We start from the raw sequence: 21,272 nt of genomic DNA on the forward strand, positions 1-21,272 counted from the left end.
TTTATCCAAGAGATCTTGGATCAAGTGCATCGCGCAAAGCATCACCAACAAAATTGAATGATATCACCGTGATAAAAATGAAAATACCTGGTATCAAAAGCCACGGTGCTTTAGTCATAACGTAAACATCCTGAGCTTGAGCGAGCATCAATCCCCATGAAGCGGAAGGCTCTCTGATTCCCAATCCCAAGAAACTCAAACCTGCTTCACCGAGAATATAACCTGGAATTCTCAATGTTGCATTCACAATTAAATAAGTTGCTGTGTTGGGTAAGACGTGTCTTGCAAGCACTTTTCTATTTGGTAATCCTATAGCTATAGCTGCTTCCACAAACTCTCTTTGCCTTATCGAAAGAACCATACCTCTTATGACACGGGAAGTACCCGCCCATCCTATGAATGATAAGATGAAAACCAGCAATATGTATATCTGAGTAGATGGTAAATCAAGTGGGAGCATAGCACGCAACATGATCATCAAATAGAATCCAGGTATTGACATGATTATTTCTGCAAATCTCATCAACCCTTCATCAATAAGACCACCATAGTACCCGGAAACTCCGCCAAAAAACAAAGCCAGAGCAAATGTTATAACCATTCCTATAATTCCTATGGAAAGAGAAATCCTTGAGGCAAAAACTATTCTTGACCAGACATCTCTTCCGTAAAGATCTGCTCCAAGTATATAAAATCTAACATATTGATTGTTGTCGTAATTATCCACACCGAATAGGTGAAGGTTCATGGGGAAAATCCATAAGAGCTTTCCTTCCCAGCTTTTAACGAACCATTTGACGGGGTAGGTTTTATAATCGTAATCAATCACTTTGCCTTTTATCATTTCGAATTTTCCATTCTTTTTTACAACAATTGTATCGAGTGTTTCAGTTATTGCAACAGCTTCTATTTGATCTTCATCAGTTAATCCAAATCTACTGCCATAGCTTTTGAAATACATTTCTTTTGCAACGGCTGATGAAGTTTCAATTCTGCCAGTACCTTTTGTGAGTGTTTCTTCGTTGTAATCAAAAAGGAAGTAATCAGAAATCTTTGGTGTTTTTTTCACATCATGCCATTCTCCATTGATTTTAATGCTTTCCACAGTATTTATAGAAAATTTGAAACTCTCGACACCATCATTCCCAATTTCATAAACTGCTGTTGAACCGTCAGCATTTTCCACGACCAATCTCCTGGGAAAGATCATTTCCTTATAACTTCTCTCATAGGTAACTTTGTCAACGTAGGTGATTACCGGGAGGATATAAGCTTTTGTCTTTGTTCCTTTGTAAGATCTATGAATTCTCGTTGGTGGGGCATAAGTATGTTTTAGCGATTGATCTATCGGATTATAAGGAGAGAAAAAGTCTGCAAATAGCGCGAGCATGTACAGGATTATCAAAATGCCAAGGGAAATCACTCCAAGCTTGTGTCTGAGAAAAGCACGCCAGATAAGCTGGCCTCTGGTCATATATTTTTCTTCAAATTCTATCTTCTGGTTGTTTTTCGCCTGAGCCATCTAAATCCTCCTTTATCAACTCAATCTAACGCGCGGGTCAACCAGTGCAAGCAAAATATCCGCAACAAGATTGCCGATAACCAAAAGAATGGCACTGATCAGACCACTTGCCATAACTATATACATATCTTGTTGAATCAATGCTTGGTATATAAGTCTTCCCATTCCTGGCCAACCAAAAACATTCTCGATAAACAAAGCACCTCCAAGTAATCCAGAAATACTGAAACCAAGAAATGTTATCATCGGGTTTATTGCATTTCTCATCGCATGTTTAAATATTACTACTCGCTCAGGCATACCTTTAGCCCGAGCAAATGTAACGTAATCTTCATTCAATACATCAAGTAATGAACCTCTCATATATCTCATCAAACCAGCGAATGAGCCTAAACTCAAAGCAGTCGCCGGCAGGATTAAATGCCATAATATGTCTTTGAACCTTTCCCATGTACTCAGAGAAGAATAATACACAGATTTCATACCTGAAATAGGAAACCATCCTGATTTTGCAGCAAAATACAGCATTACGAGTCCTAAGAAAAATTCTGGTATGGCAACAAAGGCAAAAGCCAGGAAAGTCAGCAGTTTATCTGCAAATGAGTATTTTTTCAGGGCAGAAAAGACACCGAGTGCGATGCCAAAAATCCAGGAACTTGCGAGCGAAATCAAAGAGAGAATAAGCGTTGCAGCAACACGTTCCCAGATAAGATCTGAAACGGGTCTACGGTAGGAAAAAGAATAACCTAAATTTCCTTTAAGCAAATTTTTCAACCATACGAGGTACTGGATTACGGGTGGTTTATTTAAACCAAATTCTTCTTCCATCGCTTCAAGTTGCTTTTGCGAAACAGATGGATCGAGTCTGTACTGGTCAAGAAAATCTCCTGGTGCAGCGTACATGATCAAAAATATCATCATAGTAATTACAAGAAGCTCTGGAATTGATATTACAAGTCTTCTACCTATGTATTTGAGCAAACTATATCACCTCGTTAGACATGGTGGGGCCTTAGCCCCACCAGATTTTTTATTGTTCTTTCCAGATCCATTCTTCGTTCCAGGCCCAAATACCACCAAAGGCAGTCGGCTCTGCGTTGTGAAGTTTATCTGTATATGCATACAGGTACAGCTGCTGGATTGTGTAAATAAGTGGAAGATGCTCAGAAACAAGTTCTTGGTATCTTGAGAACATTTCGTAAACTTTTTGTTGATCAAGAATTCTAACATTCTCTGTGAATATTCTGTCTATCTCTGCTTCCCATTCGGGCACTTCATAGATGTCTGGGCTCACAAAATCTTTGACCTCCGGGCTGTAGTTCCAGAAGTGCAAAGCGCCATCCAACTTCCAGACATTTGCTCCACCCTGAGGCTCATCTGAGCCGGTGAGACCAATAACGATTGCCTCCCAATCACCTGTTGAAACCAGTTTCTGAACCAGTGTATTGAAATCTATCGGAGAGAAAGTGACTTTTATTCCAAGTTTAGAAAGTTCGTCTCTGAGTATATTACATACACCCTCTCGGGTGGTGTTCCCAGCATTTGTCATGAGTATAAACTCAACCTTGTTGCCATCTTCGTCTATAAGATTACCATCTTTATCCCAGCTGAAGCCGCCCATCTGGAGCATCATGCGCGCATAGTCAAGATCATACGGGTATTTTCTCAGAGCATCATCGTTGTAGTAAGCCGCTGCAGCTGCGCTTATGGGTCCCCATTGTGCCGTACCAAGTCCAGCCATCAGTGTATCTATCATTGCATCTTTATCCATAGAGTAGGCTATTGCTTTTCTGAAAAATTCATTTCTGAACCATTTTCTTTTGACAGGATCCGGACAATTGAAGTTAAGTGTCAGGAAAGTTGTACCAAATGTTGGCCCACCTGTTCCAACTATCCAGCCCTTTTCTTTTGCCTTGTTTTTAATATCCGGATAGAATTGCGCGGTGACTCCGTAAACATCAACTTCTCCGTTTTCAAAAGCAAGTCTGATAGCGTTCAGGTCAGGTATAATTTTGAACACAAGCCCATCCAGATAAGGAAGCTGTTGACCATTTGCATCTTTTTTGAAATAATAAGGATTTCTTTCTAATCTTACGTATTGATCTGGTACATATTCGACTGGTATATATGGTCCGAGTCCCACAAGTTCTCTCTTATTGATTGATTCTACTGTCCACATTTCTTTGAATTTTCCTTCTTTTACCCACGGCTCGGCTATATGTTTTGGAAATATCTGAATACCGGCGGCATATCTAACAGCAAGTCTGTATGGTTCTTGATAGACTATTCTAACAGTATAATCATCGACTTTTTCCGCGACAGGCAATCTTCCCTGTGAGTCTTCAAGAAGATCAGCCATGTCATTTGGTATATCAGGGTTGCAATAAATTTCATTCATGCTGAAAACAAAATCATCTGCTGTAAAAGGTGTGCCATCAGACCATCTTACTCCTTCTCTTAACCAGAGTGTGATGATCATTTTTTCATCGTCTGTGACCTCTAACTCGCACTTTTTTGCCAGAGCAGGGTGCATTCTTGCATAATTATCAAGCTGGATCAATGTCTCCATGAATCTGTCAATGACATCTGTGGAACTTGTTTCCTGTGCAACGACCGCATTCATCGTTTTTGGACCACTTCCAAGCGATGGGATGATGAGTGTACCACCGTATTTTCCTGTCGCGTTAGCACCTAAGTACGGTGTGTTTTCGTCAAAGTACACGTATTTTTCGGCTGCAAAAACCGATACGAAGATTAACACAGCAAATACTACCACAAGAAACTTTTTCATCCTAAAACACCCCCTATTTCACCAGGTGGCATGCCACCCAGCGATTTTGAGATATTTTTTTGAATTCTGGATACTCTTTCTCACAAATTTCCAATTTATACGGACATCTTGGATTGAAGAAACATCCACTTGGTCTTGAAATAGGACTTGGCACTCCTCCTTTCAGGATAATCCTCTGCCTTGCTTTTTCCACTTTTGGATCTGGTATTGGTGTAGCAGAAAGCAAAGCTTTACTGTAAGGATGAAGTGGTTCATCAAAAATCTCATCGGTGTCACCCAGCTCAACTATCCTACCAAGATACATTATACCAACTGTGTCGCTTATAAATCTTACGAGTCCCAAGTTGTGTGATATGAACAAATAGGTAAAACCGAACTTTTCCTGAAATTCGAGGAATAGGTTTATTATTTGAGCCTGTACAGAAACATCAAGAGAAGAGGTTGGTTCGTCAAGTACAAGAAACTCCGGTTCTATAGAAATAGCTCTCGCAACGGCAATCCTCTGCCTTTGTCCACCGCTGAATTGATGTGGATATCTATCGAGATGAAAAGTTTTTAATCCAACCATCTCCATCAATTCCTTGGCTTTTTCATAAGCTTCCTGCTTTGTTTTAACAACCCCATGAAACAACATGGGTTCTGTAACGATCTGTCCAACAGTCATTCTTGGGTTTAGTGAACCCATTGGATCTTGAAAAACTATCTGCATTCTCCTTCTGAATGGAAGAAGGTCTTTATAACGGAGTTTTGAAATGTCTTTTCCATCGAAGGTAATTTCCCCGGAAGTTGGATCTGTTAATCTCAAAATAGTCCTCGCGGCTGTCGTCTTTCCACATCCAGATTCTCCAACCAGAGCAAAAGTAGTTCCTTTCACTATTTCAAAACTTACGTCATCAACTGCTTTTATCTGAGCCACGACTTTTTTTACCAGAAACCCTTGCTTTATGGGAAAATATTTCTTTAGCCCCTGCACATTCAAAAGAATTTCAGGCACCTTCTTTGCCACCTCCAAATGGATTGAAACAGCGCACAAAGTGATCAGGTGATATCTCTACCATTTCTGGTATTTTTTCATTACATTTATCAATGTTTCTCGGGCACCTTGGAAGGAAAGGACATACTTTTGGAATATCTATCATCCTTGGTGGTTGCCCGGGTATTGGCTCAAGTCGATCTATTCTTTTGTCAACACGTGGAATACTTCTTAACAACATATGTGTATAAGGGTGAGCAGGGTTGTAGAATATATCATCCGAATTTCCTATTTCCATTTGTTTGCCTCCATACATAACAATAATTCTGTGGGCCATGGATGCAATAACTCCTAAGTCATGTGTGATAAAAATTGTAGCAGTATTAAGTGTTTGCTGCAAATTTTTCATCAAATCCAGAATCTGAGCCTGGATAGTAACATCAAGAGCAGTGGTTGGTTCATCTGCTATAAGAACAGATGGATTGCAACTCAGAGCAATAGCAATTACGACTCTTTGCCTCATTCCACCACTGAATTCGAATGGATATGATTTCATTCTTTTCTCTGGTTCTGGAATCTGAACCAGTCCGAGCATTTCAACGGCCCTCTTATAGGCTTCCTGTTTTGATACCTTCTGATGCTGCACAATTGTTTCTATTAATTGATCCCCGACTGTATAGAGTGGATTTAAAGAAGTCATGGGGTCTTGAAAGACCATACTTATTTCTTTTCCTCGAATCTTATACATTTCTTTTTCATCAAGCTTAAGAATATCCTGATTTTTGTAGATTATTTCTCCTCTAACTATCTTTCCTGGTGGTTTGATAAGCCTCATAATAGATTTTACCGTGACACTCTTTCCAGAACCTGTTTCGCCCACAATTCCTAAAACTTCTTTGGGTGACAGATCAAAACTCACATCATCGACAGCTGCGACAACGCCTTCGTCCATATAGAAATATGTCGAAAGATTTCTAACAGATAAGACTTTGTCCAACTTCATTTCCCTCCCGATTCTGTTGACAAAACTGCTTCTGAATTTTTCGCATCAAATGAAAAAGAAATATCACCATCAATTTCTTTTACAGATAATGGTATCAAAAGATAGCCGTTTTCGAAAACATTTTCACCTTTTCCAAGAATACTCTTTATAACTATGTATACAATATTGTTGAAATCAAAATAACCCTCTGGTTCTACAACAAATGTAGATTTCTTGTTAGCAAAAGTGATCTCTATCATTTGTACAAAAGGGAAAGACTTCGTCTTGATCGATACATTTTCTCTTTCAATGATAAAGGATAATACCATGTCTTCAACCTGTTTTGCAAGTTCACTGTTCCATGTAAGTCTATATATCTGGTCCGAATAAATTATTTTGTCGTCAAATACGATCATATCTATTTGCCCGGAATCTTTCTCCATGTATGGAACATCAAGCTTCTCAAGAGACAATCTCACTGACTCACGAAGTCGTTCAGAACATTTGAACTGTACAGTAAGTTTTCCCGGATTTGTGATTCTATAAAAAACAAGCAATAAAGCAACTATCGTCAAAACAGCTATCCAGCTTAACTTACTTCTCATCTGATCTCACTATATGACATGCCACATAGTGATTTGGTTCGATCTCTCTGAGTTCCGGTTCCACTGCAGAGCATTTATCTACTGCCATGAAGCATCTTGTATGAAAACGACAACCTGAAGGTGGATTTATCGGACTTGGTACGTCTCCCTTGAGGATTATGCGCTCCTTTTTCACATTTGGATTTGGTATAGGTATAGCGCTCATCAAAGCCCGCGTATACGGGTGGAGAGGATTATCAAATAATGTCTTTTTTGGAGCAGATTCAACAATCTTTCCAAGATACATTACTATGACTCTGTCGCAAATGTATTTTATCACTGATAGATCATGCGAGATGAACAGATAGGTAAGTTTGTGCTCTTTCTGGAGGTCTTTCATCAAATTGATTACTTGCGAGCGAATTGATACATCTAAAGCCGCAACTGCTTCGTCGGCTATTATAAGTTTTGGAGACAGGGCTAATGCGCGGGCGATACCTATTCTCTGTCTCTGCCCCCCTGAAAATTCATGCGGGAATCTATAGATATACTCGCCACTTATTCCGACATCTTCCAACGCAGATTTCACTTTCTCGATGACCTGTTTTTCGCCGTGGACAAGTTTATGCGTTACAGGCCCTTCACCGACGATGGTTTTCACTCTCATGCGAGGATTTAGAGAGCTGTAAGGATCTTGAAAAACAATTTGCAAATCCCTTCTGAATTTTTTTCGTTTTTCGTCTACATTTGACAGAAGTAATGAGATAAATTTTGAATCAGATTCTTTTGAATGATCAAAATAAAGTTCAGCATAGTGTCTGTCCACGCCACTCAGTGACTCAATGACAGATTTCGATGAACCTTTCTCCTCAGCCAATCTTCGGAATCTTTGAATGTAATTTTTCTTCAAATATTTTTTTGCCCTGTGTGTTGGAAGAAAAAGATATGTAGTGTCTTCATTTTCCACAACGATTCTTCCGGAAGTCGGTTCGTAAAGTCGAAGCAGAGTCATTCCAATTGTGGTTTTTCCACATCCAGATTCTCCAACGAGCCCGAGGGTCTCTCCCTCATATACATCAAATGAAACGTCGTCAACGGCTTTAACATGAGCTACAACACGTTTGAAAACCCCTGCTCTAATTGGAAAATATTTTACAAGATGCTCAATTTTTATTATTGGTTTCATCCTACCTCACCAACCTCTTTTTTCTTTGCTTCTTCAACTTTATGCCAGAAAAAACATCTCACAAGATGCCCTTTGGCAACTTCAACAAGTTCCGGTTCTTCTTTTGTACATTTTTCTTCTTTAAATTCACATCTTGGATTGAATTTGCACCCTGATGGGAATTTCAACGGGTTTGGTACAACACCAGGTATGTTGTACAGACGAGTCTGTTCTATATCAAGCCTTGGAATAGCGTGCAGCAATCCCCAGGTATATGGGTGTTTTGGATCACCAAATAATGTTTTAACTTCTGCATATTCAACGACTTTTCCGGCGTACATAACTGCTACTCTATTTGCATTTTCAGCGATTACTCCCATATCGTGGGTAATCAAAACGATTGCCATACCGTACTCTTTTTGCAGCTGTTTCATCAGATCCATTATTTGAGCCTGGATAGTGACATCAAGGGCTGTAGTTGGTTCATCTGCTATCAAAATCTTTGGCCTGCATGATAATGCCATTGCAATCATTGCCCTTTGTCTCATCCCTCCTGAGAGCTCGTGGGGATATTCATCAACTCTCTTTTCCGGCTCAGGTATGCCGACTTTTCTCAATAGATCAACAGCCATTTTTTTTGCGGTTGTTTCATCTACTTTCTGGTGAAGTACTATAGCCTCAACTATCTGCTCTCCTACCGTAAAAACGGGATTTAGTGCAACCATTGGTTCTTGAAAAATCATTGCAATGTCTTTGCCTCTTATTTTTCTCATCTGTTCCTCTGGTATTTTTGTTAAATCAATCCCGTTGAAAATTATTGAGCCATCAACTATTTTCCCCTTTTCATCTAAGATTCTAAGTACAGAGAGGGATGTAACACTTTTTCCACAACCTGATTCTCCAACTATGCCGAGAGTCTCTCCTTGATAAACTTCGAAATCGACACCATCAACAGCTTTTACTACACCGTCTTCGGTATAGAAATACGTCTTCAAGTTTTTCACAGTTAGTATCGGTTCGTTCACAGTATCACTCCTCATCCTCTGAGTCTCGGGTCAAAGACGTCTCGCAAAGCATCACCAACGAGATTCCATGCAAGTACAAAAAGCACCATAGCTGTTCCGGGGTATACTATCGCGTACCAGTATTTGAAAGCTTCCCCCGAGGCACCGAGAAGCCAGTTTCTTGCAAAATTCAAAAGAGCTCCCCAGTCAGCGTATCCCACAGGTGCACCGAGGCCGAGGAAACTGAGTGCTGCCGCGGTGATCACCAGAGATCCTATTCTCATTGTAGCTTGTATTACAACGGGAAATATAGTATTCGGAAGTACATGACGAAGGATTACCAGATAATCGTTCACACCAAGAGCACGTGCTGCTAACACATATTGTTCTTCTCTTACCTGAAGTATGTTTCCTCTTATTAACCTTGCGGTCGCCATCCAACCAAAGACTGTTAAAGATATCATAACTTTGTCCAGTCCCATTCCAAGAAAAGCAGTGACAACTATAGCTGCCAGTATATATGGGATAGAGAGAAAGATATCTGTGATTCTCATCAAAATTTCATCAAGCCATCCTCCAAAATACCCCGCAATTGAACCTATTATCAGTCCAATAAGTGTTGATACAAGCGTTACAATCAGTCCTACTTTAAAAGCTGTTCTTGTACCCCATACAACTCCGTAGAATATGTCCCTACCATCTATTACCCCAAATGGGTGCCCTTCAGCAGGTGGTTGTGGAGTTTTGTCCCAGGTTACTATCGGTATCATGTACGGATCATACGATTGAGGAGGGCATATCAGCGGAGCAAATATCGCTACTATTGCAAAAAAAATAAGTAGCGAAAAACCAAGAACAGCTGATGGATTTCTCAATAACTTTTTTATGATTCTTCTGGTCTCTGTTCTCACATCAAAACCTCCTCAACTAAAGCGTATTCTTGGATCTATAGCAGCATAAAGTATATCAATTATAAGATTACCCACAACAAGTATCAGGGAATAAAAAAGGGTTGAAGCCATGATAGATGCATAATCAAGCTGGGTAGCCGCAGTTGCTGTAAAACTTCCCATACCGGTTCTGTTAAAGACCATTTCTACGATCACAGTTCCTGCAAAAAGCTGTATGACCATAGCCCCTCCAACTGTTACAACGGGTATCATCGCGTTTTTTCTTGCGTGTTTGTGTATAACCACGTTTTCTGCCAGCCCTTTTGCTCGGGCTGTTCTTATGTATTCTTTCGTAAGGACTTCGAGCATACTTGAACGTGTTATTCTTAAAAGATAGGCCCACCAGAGCCAGGAAAGGGTCATTATCGGAGCAATTAAATGGCGTAATGCATCGACAAAAACATCGAATCTTCCATTTAATAAAGCGTCAATGGTTATTAAAGACGTATACCTGTTGAATTCTGGCGATTTCACCACAGCCTCTGCCCAGAAACTCAGATTTCCTGGAGGAAACCATCCAAGAACACTGTAAAAAACCATCAGAACAACCAAGCCGAACACGAAATCTGGAAAACTCCAGCCAATAACTGCAAAAATTCGGACAAAATGATCCACGAATTTGTCCCTATTCACAGCGGCTATTATTCCAAGCCACACACCAACAAACACAACAGGTATAATCGAATATAGCGCAAGTTCGACAGTCCATGGCAACCTGTTCAATATAGCATCTTTTACAGGTTCTTTGCCAACAACCGACCATCCGAGATCACCAGAGAGGGTATTTTTAAGCCATTTTAGATATCTCATAACGACCGGATCAGTAAGACCGTATTTTTCTTTTATTTTCTCTAACTGGTTGGGCGTTAATTTGTCAAGCAGTCCGGGATTTACGTATGCTGCCAGAAGTCTGTCAGAACCAAGACTTTGAACCATCCCGAATACTATCAGCGATATTCCAAATAATATCAACGGCAAAAGCAAAAGTCTTCTTATGATGTAAGCTGTCAAAATCTCTCACCTCCATCAAACTTTGAAGCGATCAGAAAGATTTCTCAATTCTTCAACTGTTTGAACCATTTCATCAATTTTTCCTGTTAGACCTTGTGTCTGTTCTGCCTGACTTGAAATTGCATCGGCCATTTTATCCATAATTTTTACAACTTCTTCTGTATTCTTTGAAATTCGATCAATCGCGCTGCTTATTTCTTCCACAGCGCCGCTTTGCTCCTCGCTGGTCGCTGCTAAATCGTTTGTCATTGAAACGAAACTTTCGACACTTTTAACCATGCTTTCCATTTGATCGACGCTTTCTTTCAACGTAATCATTGAATTTTGTAGCTGATTCACAACTTCCTGACCACCCTTAGCTACAAGTTCTGTTTGAGATTTTATTTTCTTCAGGGTATCAGCTACTTCCTGTGTAGCTTTTCTGCTTTCTTCAGCAAGTTTTCTTATTTCGTCAGCAACTACCGCAAATCCCTTGCCTGCTTCCCCTGCTCTGGCTGCCTCTATTGCCGCATTGAGCGCTAAGAGATTGGTTTGTTCAGCTATATTGTAAATGACATCTGTAATTTCTCCTATTCGATTTGATAGATCGACAAGTTCTTGAACAACTCTCATAGACATCTGGCCTTCTGCAGCTGCTTTTTCCATAGCTTTTGCAAGTTGTCTCATAGATTCCTCCGTTTTGATTGTGGTTGATCGAACCCTTTCGGAATTTTCAGCAAGTGTTGAAGCATGCTTGGCGGTGTTCTCGGCGCCGGATGCTACTTCTTCCATGCCAGAGTTGACTTCTTCAATCGAAGAGGATATATCTTCGACATTTCCGTTAACTGTTATTGCAGACGATTTTGCTTCTTCAGATAATCTGATAGTATTCTCAATGCTGAGTTTTAAGTCTTTGGAAAATTGTTCCATCTGGAAACCGAGATTTTTGATTTTCACAATGCTTTCTTTCAGGCTATCACTTACAGCCGTGAAAGCTCTGGAAAGCTCGCCTATTTCATCTTTGCTTTCAAAGGTCTGTGATGCGCTCAGATCTCCCTGGGCAACGCGTTGAGCGTTCGATGTCAGCAACGTAAGAGGTTTTGTGATTCTGCGTCCAAAAATAATTCCGACAACCACACTTATTCCTATAACTAATGCTGCTACAGTCAGGGTTATCCAGAGCGTTTCAGTGAAAACTGAGCTTATTTCCCTGTGTGGCAGAGTCAGAAATAAACCCCATCCAGCAGATTTTATTGGTGAAAAAGCTGCTACCCTTCTATCTCCATTAAAAACATATTCTGTACTTGTAGAATCGCCTGTCATAGCAATTTTTTCGATAATAGACAAAGAATCGCTTATCTGGCTCAAGGTTTTTCCAATGTACTCCTTTGCAGGGTGGGCAATCACCATTCCCGCATTGTTGACGAGATAACTATATCCTGTTTCTCCATAGGTACATGATTCTATCATCGACCAGAATTGTTCTTGAGGTATTATCGACACTAATACGCCAGCAGTGCTCCCATCGTAAGATATCACCCTTGAGGCCAGGGCAACTGATCTAACACCTTTCCAATCAAAATTATCCTGCACAAAGAAATCTTTGTTTTCTGAAACTACTGCTTGAAAAAATCTGTAACTTGATACATCAGTCTCTTCTTCATCCTTATATGTGAACGCTTTGCCAGATGTGTTAGCAAGTATGTAATCCGAAAATCCGAGTTTATTAAATGTATCCGCGTGTGATTTAAGGGCCATGCTCACCATGGATTTTTCAAAGAGCATCAAATAGCTTTCAAAAGTTGAAGCTGCATTTGCAAGTTCAGACTCTCTTTGCATAAACCAGTGATCCAAAACCAAAGCTTCCCTATCTACCTTTTGCTCAATTGCACTGAGCGCAAAACTCATCAATCGATCTTTTGTGGTGAAAATGTTTAATACGGTAACCACTGTTACAGAAATCACCACGAAAACCACGGTAATAAGAATAATTTTTGTACGAACTGACACAAATTGCACCTCCTCTACGCCCTTGCGACACAATACACATAGACTTTCTGAACACCAGATTTTCTGAGTAAATTGACGCACTCTTTGACTGTTGAACCAGTGGTGTATACATCATCAATTAGTATAAACCTTCCGTACATTTTTCTGATGTATGTGAAAGATTCCTTAGCCAGAGCAAGTCTTTCAGAAACGGACATACCTTTTTTAGTTGATTTTGCATAGGAATCAAGAATTTTTACGACTTTGATATTTAATGATTTTCCAATTGATTTAGCAATCAACCCCATTGTATCAAAACCACGACTTTCAAGAGAAGAGAAACTCGAGGGAACCCATGTAACAAAATCGGCATCATGCTGGTAGCGTGTAATAGTTTTAAGTAACAGTTGTGAGATTAGTTTGTACAATCTCCAGTGGTGTCCGTTTTTGTAAACGAGGATCAATTTTTTGAGCATGGATTCATATCTACCATAGAAATATACATCGAAAAATTCATTTTTTTCTCGTAATGGCACAGGACCTCGGAAAAGCTCTGAGAGGCAAGATTGGCACAGTAGTTCTGTGATCTTGATATTTTTTCCGCATAACAAACATTTATTTGGAAAGACCATTTCTAAGAAATTCAAGGTTAGTACAACCTCGATTTTTTAGTTTTTGTGAACACATCAAGAATTTTATCATAAATCTACAGCGAAAAGCTCTCTAAGAATCTCAAAAAGTTTTGCATCATACTTTGAACACACAAGAAATGCTTTTGCACATAATTTTCTCCTGTGTTGTAAAACAACATCTCCACATGTATCTATTGATTTGAGAATTTCGTCATAATCTTCTGGGTCGCATACAGGAACAACATCTCTGTAATTTTTGGCAGCGGCTCTTAAAAGGGCCACACCACCTATATCAATGCTATCAAACAGGGTTTTTTCATCAGATGACTTTTCGATTGGTCTGAAATTAATCACAACCATATCTATCGGCTCGGCACCCAGTTTATAGAGTTGTTCTAAATGCTCTTTGTTTGATAGTTGAGCAAGAACTCCGGCAAAAATTTTCGGATGGATGGTCTTCACTCTACCATTTAAAAGCTCTGAAAACCCTGTAATTTGGTCAATATTAGCCACATTAATTCCCTGTTCTTTCAAATATTTCCATGTTCCAAATGTCGCGGTGATTCTTATTCCCATGTCAGTGAGTTTTTTTGCAAATTTAGCAATATCTGTTTTGTCCCAGACGCTTATCAAAGCTCTTTTTATATTCGTAAAATCACATCCTTTCGATATTAAATTTTATCAAAAAAAGGCGGCTTGAAAGCCGCCTTTTCAAATAATATTTTTGTTTAATTCTGTTTATCAGGCATTATCAAATTTGCAATTATTCCAATAATAGCAGCAAGGCTAATACCTTTCAGTTCAATCAATCCGATCTTTAAAGATGCTCCTCCTATTCCTATCGTAAGTATCAGTGAGGCTACTAAAAGGTTTTTTGGTTTTGAAAAATCGACTCTGGCATTTACAAGTGTTCTGATACCAACTGAGGCTATCATGCCAAAAAGAACAAGACTTATACCACCTATTACAGCAGTTGGAATAGATCTGAGAATGGCACCGAATTTAGATACAAATGCTATTATAATTGCGAATATTGCTGCTCCTCTTAATACTCTTGGGTCATAAACTCGAGTCAGTGCAAGAACCCCTGTGTTTTCGCTGTAAGTTGTGTTAGCCGGACCACCAAATATCGCTGCAATAGCAGTAGCGAGCCCATCTCCAATTAATGTTCTGTGAAGCCCAGGATATTCAAAGAAATTTCTTCCAACAACCGCTCCGTTCGTTGTAATGTCGCCTATGTGTTCCATAAAGGTTGCGATAGACACAGGAGCAATTATTGAAATAGCCGTCCAGTTAAAGCGTGGAAAAATAAATTTTGGAATACTAAACCAGGATACTCTGACTATAGAGGCTGTATCTACCTCTCCTGTTATGAGTGAGATTCCATACCCAACTGCCACACCTGTTAGAACAGGAATCAGGTTCCAGAATCCCTTTAGAAAAACAGAGACAATTATTACTGTGAATAAGACGACAATTGCTATCAACCAATTTGAACTTGCCATTTCTATTGCGGTTGGGCTTAATGAAAGACCTATTACCACTATCATAGGACCTGTGACTATCGGTGGAAAAAGTTTTTTCACTTTGTCAACCCCGATTAGCCAGACAATCAGCGCAAATAAAAGATAGGCAAGCCCTGCAACAAAAATTCCTCCAGTTGCGAAAGACAGGTCATTGAATTTTTCCTTCACCATGAGAATGGGAGCTATGAAAGCAAAACTGGAACCGAGAAATACTGGAACTACCCCTTTAGTTATCAGGTGAAAAACGATGGTCCCGGTGCCTGCAGTAAATAATGCAACAAGAGGATCAAGACCTGTAAGCAGCGGTACAAGAACTGTCGCACCAAACATTGCCAGAAAATGTTGAAAGGAAAGCACAAGAAACTTTAGACCACCAACTTTCTGCTCGGTGAGCGTGATCTGATCCACAAACATCCTCCTTTCTGCCCTCACAGGAGCAAATTAAAGGAACCCTTAGACAGTTTATCACTGAACGTATGTTGTGTCAATTACAAAAAAACCCCCGTGAGGGGGTTATCAGAACTTTTCGAAGGTTATCTTTAATGGGGTTGGATTTGAGAGATTATCAGATACAGGGCATCTCTCTTCCACAGTTTTCAACCATTTTTCCAGTATTTCAGGGGAAGCATCTGTTTTTACTTTCATTTTGACATTTATTTGTTTATAGCCTGCCCTCTCTTCAGATGATTTTCCTTGAAATTTGGCAGGATTCAACGTGCCCTCAATCTCTATTAATAGATCCTGCAGTTTAACATCCATTTCCTTAGCGACAAGGTTTCCGACGACGTTTAAACAACCTGCCAGTGCTGCAAGAACATACTCGACAGGATTTGCTCCTCTGTCATCTCCACCAAGTTGTGGCGGCTCATCAACATACATTGTGAAATTTCTCGCTTTCACAGCTACCCTTGTGGCACTCTCAGATTTTGCAGAAATTGAAAACTTTATATCCATACATTTCACCTCCAGTATTTAGAATATCATTACGTTATTCCGATTATATTACTCTAATTTATCGGTTCTGTTCACTATCAGCTCTGTCAGGACTTCTACAATCTTTTCTTTCGGTATTGTTTTTACAATCTTGCCTTTCATGAATAAAACTGCTCCATTCTTTGTCCCTGCCACACCAATGTCCGCGTGGCCTCCTTCACCGATTCCATTGACCACACATCCCATAACCGCGACAGTAAGGTTATTTTTTTCAACAAGTGCTTCGATTGTTTTTGCTATCTGCTCCACATTTATCTCACATCTTGAACATGTTGGGCAGGCGATAACTTGGCCTTCTTTTCTCAAATGGAGCGACATAAGAATTTTTCTGGCTATTATGACTTCTTCGACAGGGTCACCAGATATAGAAACTCTGATTGTATCTCCTATGCCTTTTAAAAGTAGATAACCTATAGCGATTGAAGATTTCACAGTAGAAGTTATGTGAGTACCTGCTTCAGTCACACCAAGGTGTATCGGATAATCTACTTTTTGTGATATGTATTCATTTGCTTTGATTGTTTCAATAACATCACTGCTTTTCGCAGAAATAACGATGTTATAGAATCCTTCTTTCTCCAAAATTGAAACTTCTTTCAAAGCAGATTCAGCCAGAGCAGTTGCTCGATCATGCTTTTGCTCGTAATCTTTTCTTAGAGACCCACTGTTAGAACCAACGCGAATCGCTACTCCATAATCTTTGGCCACTTTTGCAAGTTCTCTGATTTTCCACTCTGGACCGATATTCCCGGGATTAATCCTGATTTTATCAGCACCACTTTTGATGGCTTCTATAGCAAGCTTATGATCGAAGTGAATATCGGCTATGATTGGAATTCTCACTTTTTGTTTTATCAATTTTATTGATTGAGCACTCTCCAGGTCTGGTACTGAAACTCTAACCATTTCACAGCCGGCAGACATTAAATCATTGATCTGTCTGATTGTTTTCTCTACTTCCTGTGTTTTTGTATTTGTCATAGATTGAATCACTACTGGATTATTACCGCCCAGAAAAATATTTGCTATTTTTAGTGTTTTGCTCATCTGCCAATCAACCTTCCAATGTCCGAGAAGGTTATAGAAAGCATCAAAATTATAAGTATGACGAAACCCACAAAATGTATGATGCCTTCAATTTTTGGGTCTACTCTCCTGCGAGACACAATTTCAATGAGCGAAAATACAATTCTTCCGCCATCAAGAGCAGGCAATGGTAAAAGATTTACGATACCGATGTTCATTGTTATAAAGGCGATCAATGTTAGAACCTGTTCTAATCCAACTTTTACTGCCTCTCCTACAAGGCTTACCAAACCCACCGGGCCAACCACGCCATTCTGTTCCTGCCCGCGAAAAACACCGATAAGAGTTTTATACATCAAAAATAAAAGGTTATTGCACCTGTCTACTGCAAGTGAAACCGCTTCAAAGAAATTGCTGGGTTTTATATTTGAAGCATATGGCTTGAAAACCCCGGCACTCTCCATAATTTGCTTAATCAAATCTCTCGACACATTGAGAAAAATTTGCTTTCCATCTCTCAGAATTTCTACATTCAATTGCTCAGGAAACCCTTCGTGTACCCAGGCTATTTTTTTCCCTTCGATCTCTAAATAAATGCCACCATCTCCGGTAATTATCGTCTGATAAATTCTGGAGAGATCCACGCTACTCTGAATCTTGATGTCCTCTATGGAAACAAGCTGGTCGCCTTCCTGAAAAGGTCCTATGGCCTTCTGAAAGATATTTGAGACACTTGCAAAATAAAAACCCAGAGCATACCTCTGAGCGTCGTATTGATATTGTTTTAACAGTCCCTTCAATTGAGTTGTGTCGAAATCTATCACGATATACTGATTTAAAAGAGCGGCAAAATTACTCATTTCAAATGGCTTTCCTGATATAGCTTTAATGATTTCTCCAGGTTTACCAGTTGTATCACTTAAAATAAGAAAATGGGACTCATCAAATAGTTTCGGTTTTGCGGATAGTGTGATTTTTTTACCATTTCTCAGCACTTGTATTTGTAATTGTTTTCCCTGTCTGATAATTTGGCTGACTGTATAGGTATCATAGACTCTTTTTCCATTCACTGAAAGTATGATGTCGTCAGCCATTAATCCGGCTTCATAGGCAGGGGAATTTGCTTCCACAAGAGCAACAGTTACAGAAGGTATGCCCCAGAATCCAACAATAATTACGAAAAGAGCGTATCCAGCGAGAATTGAAAAAAGAGGCCCTGAAAAAAAGATTAAAAGTCTCTGCCAGGCTGATTTGCTGTAAAGCCCAACAATTCCTTCCTGGGTTTCTTCCATTGGATCTTCTCCGGCCAACCTCACATATCCACCTATCGGAAAAAGATTAATTCTGAAGGCGGTTTTCTTGCCTTTTTTTTCATACAATTTTGGTCCAAAACCAATTGCAAATTCAAGTACATCAACACCAAATATTTTTGCAAAAATAAAATGTCCCAGTTCATGTACAGTTATGATCCCAACAAGAATAAGGAGAAAATATATCACAAACATCTGATCACCTCTAAAGCTTTTTTTCTGCTTTCTTTATCTATTTGAATAAGATCTTTTAAATCCCTTACCTGTCCATTAGTCGATTCTACAACCTTTTCAATAACCTTCGGTATATCCGTGAATTTTATCTTTTCTTTAAGAAAGTTCTGAACAGCAATTTCATCACTTGCGTTGTATGCAGTTCTTTTTGCATAATTTTCGGAGATTTCATACAATAATTTAAAAGCTGGATATCTTGTTTCGTCAACATTTTCAAACGACAGGTTTGTATTCACAAGATCAGGCCATGAAGGTTTTTTATACTTTCTCTCCGGATATGTAAGTGCGTAAGCTATGGGAACTTTCATATCGGCAAAGCCGAGATGTAACTTGATGGTACTGTCGCAAAGAAGTATGCCTGCATGTACTATGCCTTCTTTATGTATAAGTACGCGTATTTTCGATATTGGTATGTTGAAATACTCGGAAGCCTCAAAAACTTCAAACGCCTTGTTGACCATCGTGGCGGAGTCAACAGTTATTCTTTCCCCCATTTTCCATACAGGATGCTTCAACACATCTTTGGGTTTTGCGTTGTGAAGGTTGTGCAGTTCCCAATCTCTCAAAGCTCCTCCAGAAGAGGTTATGATAACTTCTTCAAATGGTTCTTCATATATCTGCATCAATGCTGTGTGTTCGCTATCGACAGGAATTAGATTGGTTTCACAATTTTTCAGTTTTTCTTTTATAAGCCAGCCGCCACAAACAAGAGCTTCTTTACTTGCAAGGAGCACTCTTTTCGATACTTCTATGGCTTTTAAGGCCAGAATAAGACTCGAAAAACCTGGTATAGCTACAAGGGTAATATCCGGTCTCAGCTTTTCGAGCATTTCGATAGCTAAATCATATCCCCGGGAGGTTGATATTAAGTTGCTCAGATTGTGTTTCTGTGATATGGCATCAGCCAGATCCTTATTTTTGTGATATGTTCCACCCAGAATGTGAAAATTACCTAATGATTGGATTACTTCAACAGTCTGTATACCTATTGAACCAGTTATTCCCAGTATCACGATGGTTCTATTATCCATCTGAAATAAACCACCTTTCCTTCTTTGACAGAAATTTTTACTCTGTTTTTTTTCGCAATGTTGCTGATGCCGAACGGCTTTTCGCAAGGCATATCAACGCAATTGATTTCATATTTGAAGCCGCTCAAAGTCACGCATTTGGCGTTGCCACACACCGGCAGGATAGACCATTTCTCGCCAGCTTTTGATTCGAGCACAAGCTCATCACATACCACGCCCATTTCCAATTCGTGATCTTTTGCAACTATCTTAACATTGTTCTGCTTGCTCATAATAGATATCAGAGCCAGCATCATGTCAAGTCTTTCTCCACGCCATCCATGTATAATAATCTCATTTGCCCCGAATTCTAAAGCTTTTTTTATAGCTAATTCAGCGTCTATTTCATCTTTATCTTCCGGATAAAGAAATATGCTCACCCCTTTTTTTGACAAACCATCAAGTACTTCTTTTTGAACAGAATCTCCATCTCCAACGAAAATATCCGGAACTATTCCAAGGCGAAAAAGATAATTTGCTCCTCCATCGACAGCAATGATCAAGGCATTTTTTTCTATTTTGGGATAATCTTTCCAAAGATATCTACCATTGAGAAATACAAACGCCTTCAAAATTTACCATTCCTTTCTAAAATCTCTGCAGCCCTTCTTCTATAATTGTTCACAGTTCTTCGACTTACTTCGATACCTTGAGAGTTCAGGATAATAGTTATTTCTCTGTCAGTTATTGACTTGCCTTTTTCAAGAATGATCTTTGCAATCTCGGCTGTGAGATAATCACCGGCTACATGCCTGCCAAAAAAAGTTTTAAGTTCAAAGATTCTGGAGGGTGTTTTGACGTATTTTCCGGAGATTGCTTTTGAAACCGTCGAAATACTTATATTCATGGTATTGGCAATATCAGTCATCTTAGTTTTTTTCGGATAGGTGGATTTTCCAAGTATGAATAGCGCATTTTCTTTAAGCAACGTCTTTCCAAGAAACAGTAGCAACTCTTTCCTGCGATTTAAAGCTTCATTCAGAAAAGAGATAATCTTAAGCTGGGTTTTAGTAGCATTGCGAGGTACTTTCATCTCAAAACTTCTTACAGATACATTTAAATCTTCAGTAATTATTATATCTGGTTCCACATATATCGAGGCATCTCCATATCCTGCAACTTTTCCATCCAGAATTCCCTCAGGACCAGATTCTCTTATAGCATCAATTGCTCTTTTCACGATCTGTTCAGAAACGCCAAATTTCTCACATATCTCCTGTACTGAAACAAGCATTTTACCTTTATTGTCAAGATTGTAAGCAATATACTCTGCAACTTTTTCTGTTTCATCGTCAAGATTTGCAAAGATGATATTTTCCATGATCTCTTCTGGGAGTGACTTTTCATAATCAACAACTGTTTCAACAAATGACTCGTTTTTTTCTGGAATTTGTACATCGAGACTTACACCCGAGAAACTGTTTTGCAAATACTCAACAAGCGCTGAAAATGGTAGCTCTATTATTTTGAAGAAAGCGTTTTTGTTATAAAATGCAGTTGTTTCTATCCGCAGCCTGTTTTCCATAAATTC

General features: G+C 39.3%; 20 protein-coding genes. All 20 read right to left on the reverse strand.

Going from position 1 to position 21,272, the window contains the following annotated elements; translation table 11 throughout:
* Nucleotide 1 precedes the first annotated feature (1 nt).
* A complete protein-coding gene (locus TEL01S_RS03180) occupies nt 2–1,522 on the reverse strand; it encodes an ABC transporter permease (protein WP_028843361.1) in 1,521 nt (506 codons plus the stop codon).
* Nucleotides 1,523–1,537: 15 nt separating this feature from the next.
* The gene (locus tag TEL01S_RS03185; protein ID WP_012002689.1) at nt 1,538–2,503 is read right to left on the reverse strand and encodes an ABC transporter permease; all 966 of its coding nucleotides are present in this window, start codon (nt 2,501–2,503) and stop codon (nt 1,538–1,540) included.
* Between the two features lie 49 nt (nt 2,504–2,552).
* Complete coding sequence (locus tag TEL01S_RS03190; RefSeq protein ID WP_028843360.1) at nt 2,553–4,313, reverse strand: ABC transporter substrate-binding protein; 1,761 nt, start codon at nt 4,311–4,313, stop codon at nt 2,553–2,555.
* Nucleotides 4,314–4,326: 13 nt separating this feature from the next.
* The gene (locus TEL01S_RS03195) at nt 4,327–5,307 is read right to left on the reverse strand and encodes an ABC transporter ATP-binding protein (RefSeq protein WP_012002691.1); all 981 of its coding nucleotides are present in this window, start codon (nt 5,305–5,307) and stop codon (nt 4,327–4,329) included.
* Nucleotides 5,300–6,283 carry an ABC transporter ATP-binding protein gene (locus TEL01S_RS03200; RefSeq protein WP_028843359.1) on the reverse strand — a complete coding sequence of 328 codons (984 nt, stop codon included), beginning with the start codon at nt 6,281–6,283 and terminating at the stop codon, nt 5,300–5,302. The genes TEL01S_RS03195 and TEL01S_RS03200 overlap by 8 nt, the downstream gene beginning before the upstream one ends.
* Nucleotides 6,284–6,285: 2 nt before the next feature.
* Entirely contained in the window at nt 6,286–6,873 is a 588-nt protein-coding gene (locus TEL01S_RS03205) for a hypothetical protein (protein ID WP_028843358.1), read from the reverse strand.
* Nucleotides 6,863–8,038: an ABC transporter ATP-binding protein gene (locus TEL01S_RS03210; RefSeq protein ID WP_028843357.1), complete on the reverse strand. Its 1,176-nt coding sequence runs from the start codon at nt 8,036–8,038 to the stop codon at nt 6,863–6,865. The genes TEL01S_RS03205 and TEL01S_RS03210 overlap by 11 nt, the downstream gene beginning before the upstream one ends.
* Nucleotides 8,035–9,042, reverse strand: a complete 1,008-nt coding sequence (locus TEL01S_RS03215; protein ID WP_012002695.1) for an ABC transporter ATP-binding protein — start codon at nt 9,040–9,042, stop codon at nt 8,035–8,037. Before TEL01S_RS03215 ends, TEL01S_RS03210 begins: the two co-directional genes overlap by 4 nt.
* Nucleotides 9,043–9,053: 11 nt before the next feature.
* Nucleotides 9,054–9,932 carry an ABC transporter permease gene (locus TEL01S_RS03220; RefSeq protein WP_012002696.1) on the reverse strand — a complete coding sequence of 293 codons (879 nt, stop codon included), beginning with the start codon at nt 9,930–9,932 and terminating at the stop codon, nt 9,054–9,056.
* A 12-nt stretch (nt 9,933–9,944) separates the two neighbouring features.
* Nucleotides 9,945–10,982, reverse strand: coding sequence for an ABC transporter permease (locus TEL01S_RS03225; RefSeq protein WP_012002697.1), 1,038 nt, complete (start codon nt 10,980–10,982; stop codon nt 9,945–9,947).
* A gap of 15 nt (nt 10,983–10,997) precedes the next feature.
* Nucleotides 10,998–12,971, reverse strand: coding sequence for a methyl-accepting chemotaxis protein (locus TEL01S_RS03230; protein ID WP_028843356.1), 1,974 nt, complete (start codon nt 12,969–12,971; stop codon nt 10,998–11,000).
* Nucleotides 12,972–12,985: 14 nt separating this feature from the next.
* Nucleotides 12,986–13,582 (reverse strand): ComF family protein, encoded by a 597-nt coding sequence (locus TEL01S_RS03235; RefSeq protein ID WP_070104247.1) that lies wholly within the window; start codon nt 13,580–13,582, stop codon nt 12,986–12,988.
* Between the two features lie 66 nt (nt 13,583–13,648).
* Nucleotides 13,649–14,215 (reverse strand): IMP cyclohydrolase, encoded by a 567-nt coding sequence (locus TEL01S_RS03240; protein ID WP_012002700.1) that lies wholly within the window; start codon nt 14,213–14,215, stop codon nt 13,649–13,651.
* Between the two features lie 95 nt (nt 14,216–14,310).
* A complete protein-coding gene (locus TEL01S_RS03245; RefSeq protein WP_012002701.1) occupies nt 14,311–15,522 on the reverse strand; it encodes a uracil-xanthine permease family protein in 1,212 nt (403 codons plus the stop codon).
* 102 nt (nt 15,523–15,624) lie between these two features.
* Nucleotides 15,625–16,062, reverse strand: a complete 438-nt coding sequence (locus TEL01S_RS03250) for an OsmC family protein (protein ID WP_012002702.1) — start codon at nt 16,060–16,062, stop codon at nt 15,625–15,627.
* A gap of 48 nt (nt 16,063–16,110) precedes the next feature.
* Nucleotides 16,111–17,148, reverse strand: a complete 1,038-nt coding sequence (ispG, locus tag TEL01S_RS03255; protein ID WP_028843355.1) for a flavodoxin-dependent (E)-4-hydroxy-3-methylbut-2-enyl-diphosphate synthase — start codon at nt 17,146–17,148, stop codon at nt 16,111–16,113.
* Complete coding sequence (locus TEL01S_RS03260) at nt 17,145–18,632, reverse strand: M50 family metallopeptidase (RefSeq protein WP_012002704.1); 1,488 nt, start codon at nt 18,630–18,632, stop codon at nt 17,145–17,147. Before TEL01S_RS03260 ends, ispG begins: the two co-directional genes overlap by 4 nt.
* Nucleotides 18,623–19,702: a 1-deoxy-D-xylulose-5-phosphate reductoisomerase gene (locus TEL01S_RS03265; protein ID WP_028843354.1), complete on the reverse strand. Its 1,080-nt coding sequence runs from the start codon at nt 19,700–19,702 to the stop codon at nt 18,623–18,625. The genes TEL01S_RS03260 and TEL01S_RS03265 overlap by 10 nt, the downstream gene beginning before the upstream one ends.
* Nucleotides 19,681–20,313 carry a thiamine diphosphokinase gene (locus TEL01S_RS03270; RefSeq protein ID WP_028843353.1) on the reverse strand — a complete coding sequence of 211 codons (633 nt, stop codon included), beginning with the start codon at nt 20,311–20,313 and terminating at the stop codon, nt 19,681–19,683. Before TEL01S_RS03270 ends, TEL01S_RS03265 begins: the two co-directional genes overlap by 22 nt.
* Nucleotides 20,310–21,266: an RNA polymerase factor sigma-54 gene (locus tag TEL01S_RS03275; RefSeq protein WP_028843352.1), complete on the reverse strand. Its 957-nt coding sequence runs from the start codon at nt 21,264–21,266 to the stop codon at nt 20,310–20,312. Before TEL01S_RS03275 ends, TEL01S_RS03270 begins: the two co-directional genes overlap by 4 nt.
* Between the last annotated feature and the right edge of the window lie 6 nt (nt 21,267–21,272).

It is taken from the genome of Pseudothermotoga elfii DSM 9442 = NBRC 107921 (assembly GCF_000504085.1).
Classification (GTDB): Bacteria; Thermotogota; Thermotogae; order Thermotogales; family DSM-5069; genus Pseudothermotoga_B; species Pseudothermotoga_B elfii.

What these genes read in the sequence shown, in the direction of transcription:
- TEL01S_RS03190 (WP_028843360.1), bottom strand. Translation starts at nt 4,313, where the DNA reads ATGAAAAAGTTTCTTGTGGTAGTATTTGCTGTGTTAATCTTCGTATCG.
- TEL01S_RS03180 (WP_028843361.1), bottom strand. Translation starts at nt 1,522, where the DNA reads ATGGCTCAGGCGAAAAACAACCAGAAGATAGAATTTGAAGAAAAATAT.
- TEL01S_RS03275 (WP_028843352.1), bottom strand. Translation starts at nt 21,266, where the DNA reads ATGGAAAACAGGCTGCGGATAGAAACAACTGCATTTTATAACAAAAAC.
- ispG (WP_028843355.1), bottom strand. Translation starts at nt 17,148, where the DNA reads ATGAGCAAAACACTAAAAATAGCAAATATTTTTCTGGGCGGTAATAAT.
- TEL01S_RS03235 (WP_070104247.1), bottom strand. Translation starts at nt 13,582, where the DNA reads ATGGTCTTTCCAAATAAATGTTTGTTATGCGGAAAAAATATCAAGATC.
- TEL01S_RS03245 (WP_012002701.1), bottom strand. Translation starts at nt 15,522, where the DNA reads ATGTTTGTGGATCAGATCACGCTCACCGAGCAGAAAGTTGGTGGTCTA.
- TEL01S_RS03250 (WP_012002702.1), bottom strand. Translation starts at nt 16,062, where the DNA reads ATGGATATAAAGTTTTCAATTTCTGCAAAATCTGAGAGTGCCACAAGG.
- TEL01S_RS03210 (WP_028843357.1), bottom strand. Translation starts at nt 8,038, where the DNA reads ATGAAACCAATAATAAAAATTGAGCATCTTGTAAAATATTTTCCAATT.
- TEL01S_RS03205 (WP_028843358.1), bottom strand. Translation starts at nt 6,873, where the DNA reads ATGAGAAGTAAGTTAAGCTGGATAGCTGTTTTGACGATAGTTGCTTTA.
- TEL01S_RS03265 (WP_028843354.1), bottom strand. Translation starts at nt 19,702, where the DNA reads ATGGATAATAGAACCATCGTGATACTGGGAATAACTGGTTCAATAGGT.
- TEL01S_RS03260 (WP_012002704.1), bottom strand. Translation starts at nt 18,632, where the DNA reads ATGTTTGTGATATATTTTCTCCTTATTCTTGTTGGGATCATAACTGTA.